At 39.6% G+C, this 18,334-nt stretch carries 7 protein-coding genes; 1 reads left to right on the top strand and 6 read right to left on the bottom strand.

What is annotated here, in order from left to right; translation table 11 throughout:
* Nucleotides 1-397: 397 nt before the first annotated feature.
* From AW17_RS09560 to AW17_RS09550, 3 genes are read right to left on the bottom strand one after another with little or no spacing between them, the layout of a single operon-like run.
* Nucleotides 398-2,398, bottom strand: coding sequence for an OmpA family protein (locus AW17_RS09560; RefSeq protein WP_029275913.1), 2,001 nt, complete (start codon nucleotides 2,396-2,398; stop codon nucleotides 398-400).
* Nucleotides 2,399-2,406: 8 nt separating this feature from the next.
* Nucleotides 2,407-3,408 (bottom strand): PorP/SprF family type IX secretion system membrane protein, encoded by a 1,002-nt coding sequence (locus AW17_RS09555; protein ID WP_029275912.1) that lies wholly within the window; start codon nucleotides 3,406-3,408, stop codon nucleotides 2,407-2,409.
* Between the two features lie 37 nt (nucleotides 3,409-3,445).
* Complete coding sequence (locus AW17_RS09550; RefSeq protein ID WP_167343658.1) at nucleotides 3,446-12,850, bottom strand: gliding motility-associated C-terminal domain-containing protein; 9,405 nt, start codon at nucleotides 12,848-12,850, stop codon at nucleotides 3,446-3,448.
* 243 nt (nucleotides 12,851-13,093) lie between these two features.
* Between AW17_RS09550 and AW17_RS09545 the strand changes: the two genes are divergently transcribed.
* Complete coding sequence (locus AW17_RS09545; protein ID WP_029275910.1) at nucleotides 13,094-15,685, top strand: hypothetical protein; 2,592 nt, start codon at nucleotides 13,094-13,096, stop codon at nucleotides 15,683-15,685.
* 555 nt (nucleotides 15,686-16,240) lie between these two features.
* Here AW17_RS09545 and AW17_RS09540 read toward each other — a convergent pair.
* The 3 genes from AW17_RS09540 to AW17_RS09530 form a co-directional block, all read right to left on the bottom strand.
* Nucleotides 16,241-17,080, bottom strand: coding sequence for an OmpA/MotB family protein (locus tag AW17_RS09540; RefSeq protein ID WP_029275908.1), 840 nt, complete (start codon nucleotides 17,078-17,080; stop codon nucleotides 16,241-16,243).
* 108 nt (nucleotides 17,081-17,188) lie between these two features.
* Nucleotides 17,189-17,848, bottom strand: a complete 660-nt coding sequence (locus AW17_RS09535) for a DUF2461 domain-containing protein (RefSeq protein WP_029275907.1) — start codon at nucleotides 17,846-17,848, stop codon at nucleotides 17,189-17,191.
* Between the two features lie 85 nt (nucleotides 17,849-17,933).
* Nucleotides 17,934-18,332, bottom strand: coding sequence for a hypothetical protein (locus tag AW17_RS09530; RefSeq protein ID WP_029275906.1), 399 nt, complete (start codon nucleotides 18,330-18,332; stop codon nucleotides 17,934-17,936).
* Nucleotides 18,333-18,334: the final 2 nt, after the last annotated feature.

Genomic DNA, 18,334 nt, shown 5'->3' with positions numbered 1-18,334 from the left:
TGAGCCATTGAACGTCCCCGCTAAATGTTTCCTCTCCTGTAATCGCGCTTACACTTGACAGAACTCATTCAGATCTCCCGGGGTAAGACAATCTACTTCCTATGGATGTGGCCTCTGTATTTACGTAATAGTCCCCGTGCAGTATCGGGCTTCTGTTTGTTAGGCAACATCACCCGGACTGAATCCGCCTCATATACAGTTTCTGTTCGTAAGCCCCCATATTTGCCGCCGACTTCCTTCAGATTCGCAGTCACCCACGACACCCTTGTCTTAAGCTAACACTTCCTACTGCAAGGCGTGTTCGGGACTTTAACCCTATAGTCGATTGCCATGCCCGGCGCACCGAAAAAGCCATCTTCTTTTTAGGAAGATGGCTTACCGGGATCTTAATTGTATTTTATTTTTTGGTTACTTTAAATTCTGTTCTTCTGTTTTTTGCTCTTCCTGCAGGATTATCTTTTTTCTTGCGTTTCACTACGATTTCGTTGGGTGCAATCGGCATTGATTCTCCATAACCTTTAGAAGTCATTCTGGCAGCGGCAATTCCTTTACTTTCTAAATAGTCTGTACAAGATTTTGCTCTTCTGTTCGATAGATCTAAGTTGTACTCATCAGTTCCAATATTATCCGTATGAGAACCCAACTCGATTTCCATTTCAGGGTTATCTTCCATAATTGGGATCAGGAAGTCTAACACTTTTTTAGAAGGCTCGGTAAGTTCGGCACTGTTAAATTCGTAATAAACATTATCCAATGCCATTGGGATACCTATTCTGAAAGGGCTTAAACAGTAATCTTTATAAATTAAGGTATCTGCTTTTGCCAATTCTTCGTAAGTATAGTTTTTGGTTACCGCAAAGTAATTATCTTTCGCAAAAAGCAATTTGATTGGTCTTTTCGAATCTACTTTAAATTTGTATACACCATCAGTGCCTGTCGTAATTTTCTGAGCACCTTCTGCATTGGTAAGCGTTACATTTGCCCCTGCTAAAGGCAATTTAGTTTTACAATCGGTTAAAATACCTGCAATTGAGAAGTATTCTTTTTTCACTTCAAATACCTCTAAACAGCAAGATGATTCGCGATCAGAACTAATATAACCTTTTGTTCCTTTAGCATCAGTTGCGGTAAAGTAAAGATCATCTTTTGAAGAGTTAAACGGATAACCAGCATTTTTTGGCTTGGTCCAATCTACAAGATCACCTTCTGATTCAAAGAAATCGAGACCACCAAGACCTATTCTACCATCGGTACTGAACAATAACTTTTTGGTTAATGGGTTGTAGTATGGTGCGCGTTCATCATCTTCTGTATTAATGGTTGGGCCAAAGTTTACGGCCTGACCTAAAGATCCATCTTCGCGAACAGTGCAATACCAAAGATCGTACTTACCATAACCACCGCTTCTATCAGATGAGAAAAGCAGGAATTTACCATCGCTGGTTACAAATGGTTGAGTTGAATTAAAATCTTTACTATTTACCTGTAAGCCAACCGGTAGTGGGTCTGCCCATTTATCACCTGTTTTTTTGGAAGAATAAATGGCATATTTTTCTTTATCCTTCCAGGCTGTAAAGTACACTGTATTTCCATCAGGAGTAAAAGTAGCAGCAGCAACTTCCATGTTTTTAGGGAAACTGATATCGATTTTTCTCACCGCAATATCAGCCGAAGTTAATTCGTCCTTAGCTGTATAAATATTATTTAGGAATGGATTGCTTTTAGTTGATACCTGAACTTCTCCAGCACCTGTTTTAACCATGTCTTTTTTACTACCTACAGCAACCGGACGGGATGAAGTAAAATACAACTCGTTGTTGATTTTAACAAGAGCATAATTAGAGCCTAAACCATTTACGTTAGCTGGCATTTTTTTGATTTGAACCATACGTGGGAAACGCATTTCTTCGATCGCAAATTTGCAAGATTCGATTTCCTTTTGGGCATCTTTTACCAAAACATCACCAGGATTTTTTTGGATAAACTGCTGAAAGGCATCAATAGCCAGGTTAAATTTTTTATTTGCCCTTAAGCTTTCTGCATAATAAAATAGCGCCTTTCTAAAACGTGTATTGGTAAAGGTGATCGCTACTCCGTAATACTTCTCTGCCTCATTAAATTCTCTGTATAGCCGGCTAGATTCGGCAAGGTTATAGATCGATCCTTCATAATCTTCTATCACTTTATCATCAGTTGCTGATTTTCTTTCCTTACCATATGGCAAAATGACCTGACTGCTGTCTCCAGTAATTTTTAAGGCTTTTTTATAAAAAGTAGATGCTGCGTAGTAATCCTTATTTTCGAAATAAGTATCTGCAACCTTTTTATAATTCACCACATACTGTGCATTTGCAAAACCGCCAAATGCCACTAACAAAAAGAGTAATATTTTTTTCATTTGATTAATTATAAACGTGGACAAAAGAAGTTTGGACCAATAAGGCCGTTACGGCCAATTAATGATATCGAAAGCTCTAAACCACCGTTACTGTTAGCAGCGCGGTTGAAAGTAGAGGTACTAATATCGTAACTTAAGCCGAAAACCATATTCTTTAACTGTAGGCCAACAAAGGCAATTGCAGCATCTTTATTACGGTAGTTACCACCAAACAAAATGTTTGCTGATGGATTAACGTTAAGCTGAGCATAAGCACCTAAAGATACCTCATTTGTATTACCCTGATACATAAGCAATGCATTGGGTACAATATCCAATAACGCTGAAGCCTTGATCCGCGCACCGCCGTGCGCAGTAAAACGAACAGGGATACGTGAATTTGAACCAGAGAAACGATCCTTAGGGCGCGTTAAGTGTGCTGCACTTGCTCCTAAGAAAACGTTTACACTTTTGTTGGGGTTACCATCAAAATACATGATACCTGCATTTACATCAGGAGCCAAAGAAGATTGAGATGAAAGTGTTTCGCCGCTCATCATACCACCATCATAACCTGAAATTGGATTAAACTGGTTACCAAACCTCGCCTGAGAGAAATCGAAACTGCGGTTAATTACACCAGCTTGTAATCCAAAGCTCACCATCTGTAAACCTTCGGCACCAAACCTTAAACGGTACGAACCTGATACCAGGGCAGACAGGTAGTTAAAATCTAACTCTCCTGCCCTTTGGTTTAAAATGCTTGCACCAAATGCAAAGTTCTTTTTTGGCGCCATATCGAACGATGCACCGCCTGTTAAGAAAGAACTGTTTAATGCACTCCATTGTTGTTTAAAGTTTACAGTTGCACGGTAATCGCCGTCTATTACCCCGGTTAAGGCCGGGTTAAGATATAACGGGTTTGCATAATATTGTGAAAAATGCGGATCAGTTTGTGCAAAGGACTTAGCTGTGCACAGCAGCAATCCCAGCACTGCAACATATATTTTTAAAGCCGATAGTATTTTCATGGCCTTTGATTTTATCTGTTTATAATTAATCCTCTTCTTATCTAATCAGCGTTACTGTGCCTTTTCTCAATGATGTTGTTCCATTGGTGAATGTAATATCAACCATGTACGCATACACTCCGATCGGTTGATTTACTCCTTTAAAAGTTCCATCCCATCCATTTGCTACATTATCTGATTGGAATATCAATTGACCCCATTGTGTGAAAATACTCATTTTGGCACTTGATATGGTATTACCATAGATTAAGAAGGTATCGTTTTTACCGTCGTTATTCGGTGTAAATGCATTTGGTATGTAAACCTGATCTCCAAAAGGATTAGCTGCTTTACCAGTTACCGGAGTAGAATTTGCGCTGGTTTGGCACTCAAGCTGACCTCTGGCCCGTACAATAATGGTTACACTTTGATCTGGTTTCAAGCCTGCTACTAAATAAGTTGTTCCAGTTGATCCGCTTGTTGGGTTTACCCATGTTAAGCCATTATCTTGAGAAACTTCGTAAGCCGTAGCGCCAGCAACCACAGCCCATGCAAAGGTTACACTGTTTGGTGTTGTACTTTGCACCACTACTACTGGTTTTTCTAATACCGGCAGTACATTAACCGTAACGCCTGTTCTTGTTGGACTAGCACAACCACCCACAGCTATTGCCTCTACGTAGTAGATTGTGGTAGCAGTTAAGTTTGGTGTAGTAAAGGTTATACCTTCTGCCAGTACAGGACCGCCAGAGCTTGCAGCATACCATCTGTAAACTAATCCCGTTACCGGGTTATTAACCGTTAATATGGTTGAACTACCTGCGCAAAGTCTTCCATTTGCTGCTGTTACCGATGCTGGTGCAACTGGTACTGGTAGTGCAATTACATTTACCGGAGTTCTAGATGATGAGATACAAGTTCCATTTGCACCTTCAACATAGTATGTGATGTTTGCATTAACCGCAGGAGTGGTAAAGTTTACGCCTGTTCCAGCCAATGTTCCGCCCACAGCTACAGTGTACCAATTGTATGTTACACCTGTTTGAGGACTTGTTACCGTTAATACAGCTGGGCTTCCGGTACAAACATTAACCGATGTTGAAGCTACCGTTGGCACTGTTGGTTTTGCGTTAACAGTAACCGTTACTATAACACGGCCACCATTGTTGTTACAACCTCCAGTTCCGATTGCTAAAATATAGTAATCTGTTGTTGCAGCTAAGGCTGTTACATTGAATATTGTGCCAGTGAATAATAAATTACCACCAACCGCTGCAGTGTACCATTCGTAAGTAACACCTGCCTGTGTATTCGTTACTGTTAGGGTGGCTCCATCACCTGCACATATGCCTCCATTTGGAACAGATACCACTGGGTTGTTTGGTAATGCATTTACGGTAATGGCTACTGCCCTTGCTGTTGCTGCAGTATTTTCACATTTATTATCGCCTTTAACCGTTACATAATAAGTGGTGGTGCTATTTAAAGCTGGAGTAGTATATGTTGCTCCAATGAAACTTACATTGGTTAAAGCAGCATCGCTATACCAGGTAAATACCGGATTGGTTACTGTTGCAGATGTTGCAGTTAATGCGGCCGATGATCCTGCGCAAGCCGCTGTGCTTCCGCTAAGAATAATATCGGTAGTAGTTGCCAAAGGATTAACGGTTATTGTTACCACTTTGGCATCTGCGGCACTGTTTTCACATCTATTGGCACCTTTAACAGTTACATAATAAGTAGTAGTGGCAGTTAAACCAGTTACTGTGAAAGTTGGACCTGTAAATACAACGCTTGTTAATGATGCATCACTATACCAGGTAAATACCGGTTGGGTAACCGTAGTACTCGAAGCCATTAACATTACGGTAGAACCCGAACAGATTTGAGCATTGCTTACCGCAATATCTGCAGAAGTTGCAAACTCTTTAACTGTTACGGTAACAACCTTAGCATTTGCAGCTAAATTCTCACATTTATTATCGCCTTTAACAGTTACATAGTAAGTGGTGGTTGCATTAAGCGCAGGTGTAGTAAAGCTGGCACCTACATGGGCCACTGTAGTTAAAGCTGCATTGCTGTACCAGGTAAATACTGGGTTAATTACTGTTATTGTTGAAGCAGACAGTGCCGCTGTAGATCCTTTACAGATTGATGCAATTCCGTTAATGGCAATGTCTGAATCAGTAGCCGAAGGATTAACCGTAATGGTAATCGATTTTGCAGTAGCTGCTGTATTCTCACATTTATTATCGCCTTTAACCGTTACATAATATGTGGTGGTTGCATTAAGTGCAGGAGTAATAAAGTTAGCTCCTGTAAACGCTACAGTAGTTAAAGCCGCATCACTGTACCAGGTAAATACTGGGTTGGTTACTGTTGTACTTGTTGCATTTAAAGTAACTGAAGAGCTTCCGCAAACGGTACTTGTTCCAGCTAAGTTAATAGCTGCAGCGGTAGCAACAGGATTTACCGTTACCATAACCTCTTTTGCATTACCTGCTGTGTTTGCACATTTATTTGTTCCGCTAACGGTAACATAGTATTTAGTAGTTGCGGTAATGGCTGGTGTATTAAATACTGCACCAACAAAAGCAACCTGTGTTAAAGCAGCATCAGTATACCAGGTAAATACCGGACTGGTTACTGTTGTACTGGCTGCAGTAAGCACCGCTGTACCAGAAGCACATAATGATGTTGTTCCAGTTATCGTTACATCGGCAGCAACTGCTGATGGATTAACAATAATAGAAACCTTGGTACGTGTTGAGTTTGAACAACCTGTTCCACTTACCGCTTCAACATAATAATCGTATGTTCCTGCTGCAAGTGATGCAGATGTAATAAAGCTACTGTTGTTGGTTACCAACATGTTGCCACCTGTAGCAGCATCGTACCAGTTATAAGTAATACCTGCAACAGCCTGTACACTTAAGGTAGCAGGTGAGCCGATACAAGTTGTAGCTGGGTTGGTAGTTGATGGAATCGGTGCTACTGGTGGAGCTAAAATAGTTACCACTACTTTGGTTCCTAAAGTCTCGCAACCATTAGCTGTTGCCGTTACTGAATAGGTATAAGTACCAAGAGTTAAAGCTGGGTCTGTTGTGAAAGTTGCTCCATCTTTTCCTGCTTGATAGGTGGTGCCTAAGTACCATTTGTATACTACACCAGCTTGCGGATTCTGAACACCTAAGGTTGCAGATGATCCTTGACAAGCACTTGCTGTAGCTGCGGTAACTGTTGGTGTGGTGATTACACGCTGTGCATAATCTAAATTAACAGATGTTAATGCGCCTAAAAGACCTGAGCTTAATCTCAATTCTGCTCCATCAAATTTACTTGTTGGAACGAAGGTTAATATAGCAGACGTACCACCTGGTAATAATTTTAAGCTGATTAATGGGTTAGATATAGAAACAGCATCGTTATTGCTGGTTGTGCCCTGGAAAGTAGTTACCGTTAAGTTGTTTAACACCCCTACCGAAAGCAATGCACCCGGAGTGGTAATTTTCATTCTTAAAGTATCACCTACGTTTGATAATCCTGTAAAGCCAACCTGGTGATAAACAGATGCACCTAGCAATCCCACTGGTATAACCAAACTAGATCCTGTGTTGATATCGTTATCAACCGCAAAAGTTGGGTTGAAAACACCAGCCAATACAGCTACTCCCGTTACACCGCTTGCAACTGTTGTTGTAGCCGCTCCACAAGGTGTGGTTATAGGTGTACCGTTAGGAATTACAGTAACGGTTACAGTTGCCCTGCTTGTTGCAGTACAGCCGCCAGGAATAGTAGCTTCTACATAATAAGTAGTAGTTGCGGGTAATTGTGGCGTTACATAAGTATCACCCGTATGTACCGGAATTAGTCCGTTTACGGTGGTGTACCAGTTAATGGTTGCACCTGCTGTGCTCGAAATTGCTTTTAATACGGCAACAGAACCTTCACTGATGGTTACTAATGGTGGTGTAATTACCGGAACATCAATGGTTCCTAATATAATTTTGCCCTCTGTTCTGGTTGATGAAGCACCGCAACCATTAACTGCTGCTACAAAATAACTGGTATTTGCAGTAATTAAAGGTGTTGTAAAGTTATCGCCAGTGAATACTAAGTTTCCACCTACCGCAGCATCGTACCAGTTATAAGTTGTACCTACAATTGGATTTTTAACCTGGAAAGTAACAGCTGTATTCGGACAAGTATTAACAGATGCTGATAATAGATCTGGTGTTACCGGTGCTGGGTTTGTAGTTACATTAACTACGGTTTTATAGCTTACACAACCAGTTGCAGAAACTGCGGCAACGTAGAATTTAGTATCGCCTGTTAAAACTGGGGTAGTAAATATGATACCATCTTTACCAGTTAAGTAAGTGCCTGTGGCATCGTACCATCTGTAAGTTAAACTTGCTGATGGGTTGCTTACCTCAAGCTGAGCGGTTTGGCCCACACAAGCCGTAACATTTGCTGATGCTACAGTTGGTGCAACCAAAATATGTTGTGCGTAATTTAAATTGATTGATGTTAAAGCACCTAATAAACCAGAGTTTAATCTAACTTCTACTCCGTCGAAAACATTCGTTGGAACAAAAGTGATTAAGGCCTGGGTATTACCGCTTAACAACTGAATATTGATTGAGTTATCATTTAACAATTTAGAATCACCATTACTGTTGGTCCCAACATAAGTAGTAACGGAAGCGTTTCCTAATAACGAAAGTGATAATAGTTTTCCTGGAGATGATACTAAAACACGTACCGTATCGCCTACTTTAGATAATGATCCAAAACCAACTCTTTGATAAACTGATGCACCAAGCGCTCCTACCGGCATTATCAATGAAGATGCGGTTTGGGTATCGTTATCAATAGCTAATGTTGGGTTAAACACACCTGATAATAAAGCTACACCTGTAACACCATCAACTTGTGTTGTTGCTGCCTCGCATGGTACTGGGTTTGGAGATCCATTTCCATCAACTGTGATGGTAACCTGTACACGGCTTGCAGAAGTACAACCATTGGTAGAAACTGATTCTATATAATAAGTTGTAGTTGCCAATAATGGAGGAGTAACATAAGTAGCTCCTACATAAACTGGTGTAGTTGAAGTGTTAGAAGTATACCAATTGAAAGTATTGGTTGGATCTGCTGAACTAGCTGTTAAAATTGCAGTTTGTCCTGCGCTCACTGTTGATGAACTTGCAGTGACTACTGGTAAAGCCGGACGAGGATTTACCGATACTGCTGCTGCTGCTCGTGTAGTGCTTGTACAGTTTCCTTGAGATGCTTCTACATAATAAGTAGTAGCTGCTGTTAATGCTGGTGTTGGAAATACCGCACCAGTGAATACTAAGTTTCCACCTACTGCAGCATCGTACCATTTATAAGTTACAGCAGCATCTGGATTAGCAACCGATAAGGTTGCTGATGATCCTTCACAAACATTAGCAATTGTGGCTAATACTGGTGTTGGTAATGCTGGTGTAACGGTTACAATTACCGGAACTCTTGTTACGTTCGGACAACCGCCTTTGCTTACTTGAATATAATAAGTTGTAGTAACGGTTAAAGCTGGTGTAGTAAATGTTTCGCCAGTACCTAATTGTGTACCACCGGTTGCGGCATCGTACCAAGCTAATGTTGTACCACCGTTCGCTGTTGCAGTTAAAGTTGCTGTACTTCCGGCACAGATGGTTTGTGCACCCGCTGTTACTGTTGGGTTAGGATAAATTACGGTTGCACCATAAACATCTAAACTGGTTAAAGCTGTAACTAATGCACCGAAACTAACCTGTACCCTATCGTAAGCACCACCTGCTAATATAGTTGCAGCGAAGCGGTTACCTGATAACAACTGGAGATTTAATAGTCCGCCGTTTAATTGTACTGTTCTTACAACTGTAGTACCATTTAATACGGTTACGGTTACGTTGTTTAAAAGACCAACATCAGTTAAACCAGTTGGCAAAGCTAAGTCTAAACGAAGACTATCCGTAGCTGTTCCAACGTTAGGGAAAATTAATTGTTGGTAACCTGAGCCACCTGCACCTGCTGCAAGAGATATCCTGGTAAAGTTAGAAGGATCAGCATCAGTAGAATTTCCTGCGCTGGTTATACCGCACAATAAACAAATTCCGTTTATACCAGAGTTTTGCGAATTGGCAGCGTTACATGCAGTACCACCACCGTTATTTAACACGGTAACGGTTACTGGTACCCGGCTTGCACTTTTACATCCGCTGGCATTTGTAGTTTCTACATAATAAGTAGTAGTCGCCGATAATGCTGGCGTAGTAAATGAAGTACCTGCACCCACCTGTGTTCCACCTGTAACAGCATCGTACCATTGAATGGTATTTCCTGCATCAGCTGTTGCTAATAAAGTAGTAGACTGTCCGGCGTTAATTACCTGGCTGTTTGTGGTTACCGTTGCAGTAGTTGCTGGTGGGTTAACCGAAACATTAACTGCAGTTCTCGAGCTTACTGCAGTTCCAGATACCGCCTCAACATAAAATACTGTTGGAGCAGTTACCGCAGGTGTTACAAAAACGCCTGTATTATTGGTAACTAGTGGTGTACTTCCGGTAGAAGCATACCAGTTATACGTTACACCAGCTTGCAAATTGCTAACGCTTAATGTAGCTGAGCTTCCAGCACAAACTGTAGCTGCAGCAACCACCGGCGCATCAACCGTTACAGTTAAGCTATAAGCTGTTGTTGCTTTGTTTCCGTTTGCATCTGTTGCAGTTAAAGAGATGGTAAAAGTTCCGCCTAAAGTTGGTGTTCCCGTAATTTCTCTTGTTGCAGTATTAAAACTTAACCCCGGAGGAAGGTTTGTTGCTAAATAAGTATATGGAGCTGTTCCGCCTGTTACCGCTGGTAAGGTTTGTGTTGGGTAAGGTGTATCCACAATACCGTTTGGTAGTGTTGCACCTGGTAATGATAAAACACCAATTACTTTAAGTGCATAAGTATTACTTGCGGTTCTGCCTTCACTATCTGTTGCAGTTACACCGATCGAATAATTTCCGGCCTGAGTAGGTGTTCCCGAAACTTCTCTTGTTGTTGGATTAAATGTTAATCCTGCAGGAAGATCAGTAGCTACATAAGTATAAGGACCAACACCACCTGTTGCAGCTGGCAGAACCTGGGTAGCATAAGCTACATTTTCTGTTCCATCCGGCAAGGTTGCCGCTGGCAATACCAATAGACTATTTACAGTAATGCTATAATTTGTAGTTGCCGTTTTTCCATCAGCATCGGTTACCGTAACGGGTACGGTATAAGTTCCTGGTGTTGTTGGTGTACCAGTAATGGCCCTGGTTGACGGATTAAAAGTTAAACCAGGAGGAAGACCTGTTGCCGAATACGTGTAAGGTGTTGTTCCACCAGTTGCACTTGGAATAATCTGCGTAGTATAAGCTGTACCAGTTGTGCCGTTAGCTAAGGTGGCTGTAGGTAATAACAATGGATCAGTAATTTTTACAGTATAATTTGAAGTAATGGTATTACCGTTCGCATCAACAACTGTAACTGGTATCGTATATATTCCAGGTTGAGTTGGTGTTCCGGTGATTTCTCTTGTTGTCGGATTAAACGTCAACCCTGGAGGCACACCCGTTGCACTATAAGTATATGGTCCTGTTCCACCGATTGCAGCTGGAATAGTCTGCGTTGGATAAACTGTTCCTGTTACGCCATCAGGCAACGCACCTGGAGTAAGTACCAATGCTGCCGTAACAGTTAAATTATAAGTTGCAGTTGCTTTACAGCCTTTACTGTCTGTGGCCACAACATCGAAAGTTGAATTACCTGTTACAGTTGGTGTTCCCGTAATGGCACCAGTTTGCGATAAGGTTAAACCAGCCGGTAACGCACTACCAGCAGCCAAAGCATAAGTATAACCCGCTGTACCGCCAGTAGCTGCATCTAATTGTTTAGCATAAGCAAAGCCTGGTGTTGCGTTAGTTAATGTTGCCCCATTAAAAATAATTTGTGGGTTTACTGTAATTACAACAGGAATCCTTGTTGATTCGGCCGTACAGCCTACTCTTCTGGCAGCAACGTAATAAGTTTTAGTAGCGGTTAATGGAGGTGTAGTAAAAGTACCATTAAAGGCAACGGTGTCTACTGGTACTCCACCTTCTATAGCCTCATACCATAGCAATTCGTTGGTATTTGGCGTAGTCGCATTTAAAGCAACTGTACTATTATAACATGAAGAAATTGCAGTGCTTGTTGGTGTTGGCCTACCCGCAGAACGGATTACCCCATAAACATTAAGCGTTTGTGTAAGATTTAAAGTCGCCGCCGAACCTAGTGTTACCTTCACCCTGTCGTATACTACATTTGCACCTGGAGAAAAAGGTATCGATACCGGCTGTCCGCTATTTAATAGCCCTAATAAATCTAAATTTAAGGTTGTTGGTACTGATCCGGTATATACCAGGGTACCGCCATTATATGCCGTTATCGAAATATTTTGTAAAACTCCTGCTGTTAGCAACGCAGAGGTAGTACCAAATCTCAGGTTAATATCATCACCTGGATTTGATGGTGTTGCAAAATAAAAATTTTGGCTAATGGATGAACCCGCGCTAAGTATACCTAAACTAAGTTGAGAAAAATTATTTGGGTCCGAATCAATTGCCCTTTCACTATTGGTTACACCCGAACTGCCCAATTGCAAGGCATCGAGCGTAATACCGGTTCCTTCATACCCTGTAGTAAATGCCTGGGCACAAGGATCAATTCCACTACCGTAAAAGGCATAGTAAACATCTGTATGTTGTGTTGTATTAAGTCCTACTAAAGCACTTGTTATATCTTTTACATAAACCCTGTCATAAGTTGCTGTTGGTGTTATTGCAACGTAAAAAAAGCCATTGGCATCTTTAACTAATCTTAAATTTTGATTTGGAAAAGCACTGGTACTTGATCCGCTAAGCACAGTTGTGCCACTCGAATTGCGGGCACCAACTTCGAAAGCGTGATTACCCAATGCAACACCTCCTAATACATCAGCCAGTAATCCTCCAAGATTTCCGCCTAATAAAGCATTTAGCACATCTGCATCAAAATTAATTCTCACATAAGAAGTTGTTCCTGCCGGAACATTTCCAGGAAATTTAATTTCCAGCTCTCCTGTGTAAGCTCCAATATTAAGCGCTAAACCACTTGACGATTTTACAGTTGCAAACGTATTATCTTGCAAAATTGCATTTCCGGCATTGTCTACAGTAGGCGTATTATAGCAGGGACTAAGGTTTAAACCACCACACCCCACCAAAGAAGACATCCCATTGGGGCTTAAATTACTTACAGTATTTGCATAAATTTTAGTTTGCGAATACGATTTAGCGGAGAAGAGCGTTAATAGCGTTAATAGAATGATGATTGCAACACAAGTATTGCGGATTATCCCTATCCGGGACGAGAAAGTATGGGTTTTCATCATGTCAGGCGTTATTTTAGAGACTTACTATGTGCTAATGCCGCTATTCAGTAAAATGTTCTGCAGGGCATTATATAATGACAAATCTAAATCTAGAATAGCATCCTGTCCTATCCATTGCTATTCATTTTTATGCAATTCGTTTCATTCATTTTATTCATACAGGGCTTTCTTTATGAATAGATTTCCTCAATTGTGGAATTATGATGACATTAGCGCTAAGTCATCCCCATCTGTTAATTAATGAATGCTAACGATCTCCTTATCGAACTCAGGAAGTTTGTCCTTATAAAATCTGGTTTGAGAAATATCGACCCATCTCATTGTAAGACTATTTCCGAGTATGTATTTCAAGAAACCAAAAATTACGTAAGTGAAACAACTATCAAGCGATTTTTTGGCTTTGCGAACACTTTACATAAATTCTCTTTATTTACTTTAAATAGCTTATCACAATATATAGGCTATAACGATTGGGACTCATTTTGTAAAGACAAGGAAAACCAAGCTACCTCCATTCAAAATATCTGGCAAGATTTAAAGCTAAAAACACATGCTATTACAGAGATATCGTTAATTGCAAATAAAAATAATTCGGGCGTTCCATTCAATGCTACCGCCAACAGAAGTTTTTTTTACCCTGATTTTGATTATTTCTTAAAAAATAACTACCAGTTTACAACCATAAGTGCTCAACCTAGCCAGGGAAAATCGATACTGCTTGCACACATGATAGAGTATTTTTTCTTATCAGAAAATGCACTCTACAAAAACGACATCGTTTTATTGGTTAACTCTACCAGTATTAATACCATTATTCAAACTGGAAATACTTTAAAAGACTGGTTTTTAAAAGAATTTAAGTTTGGGAGCCTTACCGAGTTAATCAGTTTTTTTAAAAAAAATCCCGAAAAGAGAGAAGGCCGTTTCATTATTATTGTTGATGGTATTGATGAACATTTAGCAAGAAGTAATTATTTTAAAACCTTTATCGACTTTTTATATAGTATTGAAGAAAACAACTTTGTTAAGCTCGCATTTGGCTTGCGAACGAATAGTTGGATTAATCTTCGGCCTGCTGTTTACGGTTCTGCATCTTTAACTAAAGCCTGGTATACGGGCTTATTTTATGATGAGGAAACCCTAAGTAATGTACCATCGTTAAATGTTGATGAGGTACTCTACACCTTAAGCAATATAGAAAACAAAATTATCAACCGGGCAGATGTAAGCCTGCCCCTATTAACTCAGTTTAAAACACCATTCTGGTTACAGGTTTATTTCAAGCTCAAAGATGAGAACCACCATCTTGAGCTGAGTAATCCTTTATTACATTATGAATTAATTAGCTATTTCTTAGAGAAACGCGTGTTTCTGGCAAAAAAAAGCACCGAAAAAGTATTTCTCCTTAAAAAAATAAGCGATAGCATTTCAGAAGGAAATAAGAAATTAAGGGTTTCTAAAGAAAAAATCCTGAGTTATATCAACTGTTATCCCGATGCATACGAAGAACTTTTGCATGCCGGGATCATCATCGAAGAAAAAAGATTAAGTACTGCCATCCCTACAGAAATTGTCCGCTTTTTAAACGACGATATTTATACCTATTTCCTATTTATACAGATCACTGATAAGTTTGAATACAGGCCTTGCAAATCATTTTTCGAGCACATATTAAACAGTTTCCCTAGCCAAACCTCGCTAAGAGACTATATACTTAACTGGGCAATTAGGTTCTGTATCACCAGAAATGAGATTGCAGCCTTAAAAAACATTTTCAGGCTGCCATTTACCAACATTGAAAAAAACAGTGCTTTCGATTTTATCTGTTACGTGTCTAAATACGAACTTGGCAAACCCAATTCTAATTTCAATAAGTTAAGCATTGGCGTCGATTTTATCGACATTATGGTTACAGGGCGAACCATGAGCAACCTGTATAAGGAAACCATCAAAACCATTTCAGAGAACGTATTCAATGAAGACATTCAGATTATCCTGCACGTAATAGAATGCAACGTTAATCTAATTGATGTGGACAAAGTAGCTTTAGCCAATACCATGCAGCTGTTAAAGCGGAACTACAAAAGATTAAATGAATTGTTCCCAATTAATCCTTATGATTTAATTCTTTATTTCTACAATAACCTGGTTAATAAACCTAACGAGAGTAAAACCCTGGACGACAAAATAATAAAACTTTGCCAGGAGATAGATCAGAGTAAACCACAGAAAAACGAAGAAATCACTTCTACCGAAATACTCTCTTACCGCTTGGTATTAATTACCTTATTTTCTCAAAAAAGCTATGCAGAATGCCACCGCTTTATTATGGCTATTCTGACTAAGTACCCCAATATTTTTTATGTAAGACATTCCGTTTTCTCTTCTTTTTTACTGCTTCACTTAGGTCAAACCTATATCAAGCTCAACTATTTTAAAAAAGCGCAGCGCATTATGCAATTTGTTGATAAAATCATCAGCAGCGATTACACCTATTATACCAATTTTATATTGGCCAGCTTTAGTGTTTTTAAAGCCAACTTTTACATCGCTACACATAATTACGAACAAGCACTTATCGAAACTAATATCGGCTTGGATATTACGGGAAAGAATGATTTTAAGATGTTCGAGATTGCCCTGTTATTAAGTAAGATCGATACCCTAAAACATACCGAAGAATCAGAAGAAGTATCAAACGTAATTAAAGAATTGTTAAACTTTTTAACGGTATATAAAATCTCAATGCCCGATTATTCTAACCTAAGCAGTTACGAGTTCGAGCATACCTTTAAAATTTTAAAATCGTACCACAGGCATCAAAACCTATAAAAAGCCCTGCAAATGTTGCAAGGCTTTTTCCAAACGCATGTCATTCATCTCCTAAGTCGACAATCCTTTTTTTATGGAGCGCAGGGCCTGTATAAAATATTAAGTTTCTTCCCGTTTTACGCTTCGCTTCCTCGTTGCTGCAGGGTACCGCTCAATGTCATTAAGTTAAGGAGAAAACAAAAAACATTGTCATCCTGTCCAAAGGACTCCTACGGAGAGCCTGTCGAAGGACAAATGTTTTTTCGTTTTCGACTATAGAAAGGTCTTCGACAAGCTCAGACTGACAACGGCATAGTACTTAACTTAATGACATTGGGGTAACGCTGCTACCGGGGCTAAATGGCAAAAACAGTTTTTCATTTTTAGGGTTGCAGGGTGCACAAACTTTGTTCTTAAACCCGACAGCAGCGGCAGCCTCCGATTCTTCTATCGGAGCTACAGCGAATGGCGGGGCTGAGTGCCTCCAAGAACCACAGGCCATTCGTTTCCTAATTTGAAGAACAGTGAGTATGTTTATTTCGGTCGGTGAGACACCAACCAATAGCGTATTATATCTTATTTAATCAGGTTGTAAAGCTCATCCAGCTTGGGCGAAAGTACAATCTCTATCCTTCTGTTTTTGCTTCTTCCATCTGCATTTGCGTTGGTACCCAACGGTTGGAATTCGCCCTTACCTGTAGCTGTCATCCTTACACTTTCTACCTTCTCATTCTCTGTTAAATAACGTACTACAGAGGTGGCCCTCAACACACTTAAATCCCAGTTATCTTTAATCTGCCCCAGGTTATTTATTTTCTGGTTATCGGTATGACCTTCAACAGCAATGTTTATCTCCGGTTGTTGTTTTAATACATTGGCCAATTGGGTCAGGGCCTGTTTTCCTTTTTCATCAATGATAATACTTCCCGAAGGGAACAATAGTTTATCCGTTAGCGAAACATAAACTTTACCATTTTTAATCTCTACGGTTAAACCACTTTTGGTAAAGCCCAACAAAGCCTGTTGAAGTTTTTCTTTCAATGCATTGGTTGCCTCATCACGTTTACGCAAAACTTCTTCTACTTCCTTTAAACGTTTTTCGCGGGCAGCTAAGTCTCCAGATAGTTTGGTAATTTCTGATGACGAATTATTTTTAAGCTTTTTATAGCTCGCATCCATTTTATTGTAATTGTTCTGCAGATCGCGAAGTTCTTCAGCCATTAAGGTAGTATCCTTTTTAAGCTTACCTACTTCTTTTTCTAAATTTTCGATTTTAATTAAGCCTTCGTTAAAAGCAGTATATAGCGAATCCTTAGTGCCCAATAAGGCTTTGTACTTTTTAGGCGAAAGCACAACACAAGAGCTAATTGAAGAGATAAATAAGAGCAGCGCAAATGCAAAAACGGTATTTTTCATATTTATTGTCAAGATTTGAGTATCAAGTATCAAGACCTTTTATAGTTTGAACATTGACTATCGGTTATTGATTATTTTGGGTGTTAGTCATTGAAAATTAACAATTGGTTATTGCTCAATGGCATTCCGTAAAAATGCAACTAATGGTTGAACTGTTTTAAAAGAACTTATCAACTTATTAACGAGGTTTGGTTTTAAAAATTCTTCATCATCGATTTTTGTAGTGGCCTCGAAGCTTTTCAACTTTAAAAATCCGATGTTTGGATCAGCTGGATCATAACCTTTAGGTGCATTTTTAAGGGCGTTGTCAACACCTAGTTTAAAGTTTTTCTTAAAGGCTGCGTGGTTAATAATTTCTTTAAAATCGCCTATATTATAATCAATCTCTTGTCTGATCAATTTTAAATGTGGTGCATCCGGCATCCAATATCCGCCGGCAATAAAGCTTTTCTCCGGTTGAATATGAAGATAATAACCAGGCTCGTTCCCTCCTTTTTTAGTAGAGAACCATATACCGAAGTTATTTTTATAAGGATCTTTATTTTTGCTAAATCGAACATCACGATAAATGCGTAAAAGACATTTCTTTGGATCCATATCTGCCGAAAGCATTGGATCTATTTTGGCCAGCTCCGGGATAATCTTGGCCACAAGTTCGAGTACATCAGCCTTTGCATTTTCGTAAACTTCTTTGTTGGCGGCAAACCATTCGCGGTTGTTATTCTCCGCTACGTCTTTTATAAAACTAAGGGTTTCTTTTTTAAGCATACAGTTTTATGGTTAACTGGTTAATTGTTTTAATCGGTTAACCTAACAATTAACCAGTTTATACGATTTAAACGATTAACCAATACTACTTATCATAATATGGCTTATACTTAATGTTCGGCGATAAAACGTGGAGCAGTATAATTCTCGAATAGCGATAGTTAAACGGATACAGAATAAAACAACCTGCAAAAATAACGATCAGATAAGGCCAGAAAGTTGCATCGGTAAGCGGACCGAAAAATAAATAGGTGATGAAACTGGCGAAAAGCATTTCGATTACATTCATCGCATAACTTACATACATGGCTGCATAAAAGTAACCAGGCTCGATTTCTATGCGTTGTGCGCAATGTCCGCAAATTTCTTTGGTATGCTGAATGTTCCAGCCGTACATACTGCCTGTAAAAATATCTCCTCTACGGCAATGCGGACACTTACAGTGTACAATGGCATAAAGTTTTGAGGTAGTTTGCTCAGACATAC

This window comes from Pedobacter borealis DSM 19626, assembly GCF_000708285.2.
GTDB lineage: Bacteria > Bacteroidota > Bacteroidia > Sphingobacteriales > Sphingobacteriaceae > Pedobacter > Pedobacter borealis.
This window is presented reverse-complemented; position numbering and strand designations above follow the sequence as displayed.

Coding starts and splice junctions, on each gene's coding strand:
- AW17_RS09535 (WP_029275907.1), bottom strand. CDS start 17,848: ATGCTTAAAAAAGAAACCCTTAGTTTTATAAAAGACGTAGCGGAGAAT.
- AW17_RS09555 (WP_029275912.1), bottom strand. CDS start 3,408: ATGAAAATACTATCGGCTTTAAAAATATATGTTGCAGTGCTGGGATTG.
- AW17_RS09550 (WP_167343658.1), bottom strand. CDS start 12,850: ATGAAAACCCATACTTTCTCGTCCCGGATAGGGATAATCCGCAATACT.
- AW17_RS09530 (WP_029275906.1), bottom strand. CDS start 18,332: ATGTCTGAGCAAACTACCTCAAAACTTTATGCCATTGTACACTGTAAG.
- AW17_RS09560 (WP_029275913.1), bottom strand. CDS start 2,398: ATGAAAAAAATATTACTCTTTTTGTTAGTGGCATTTGGCGGTTTTGCA.
- AW17_RS09540 (WP_029275908.1), bottom strand. CDS start 17,080: ATGAAAAATACCGTTTTTGCATTTGCGCTGCTCTTATTTATCTCTTCA.
- AW17_RS09545 (WP_029275910.1), top strand. CDS start 13,094: ATGAATGCTAACGATCTCCTTATCGAACTCAGGAAGTTTGTCCTTATA.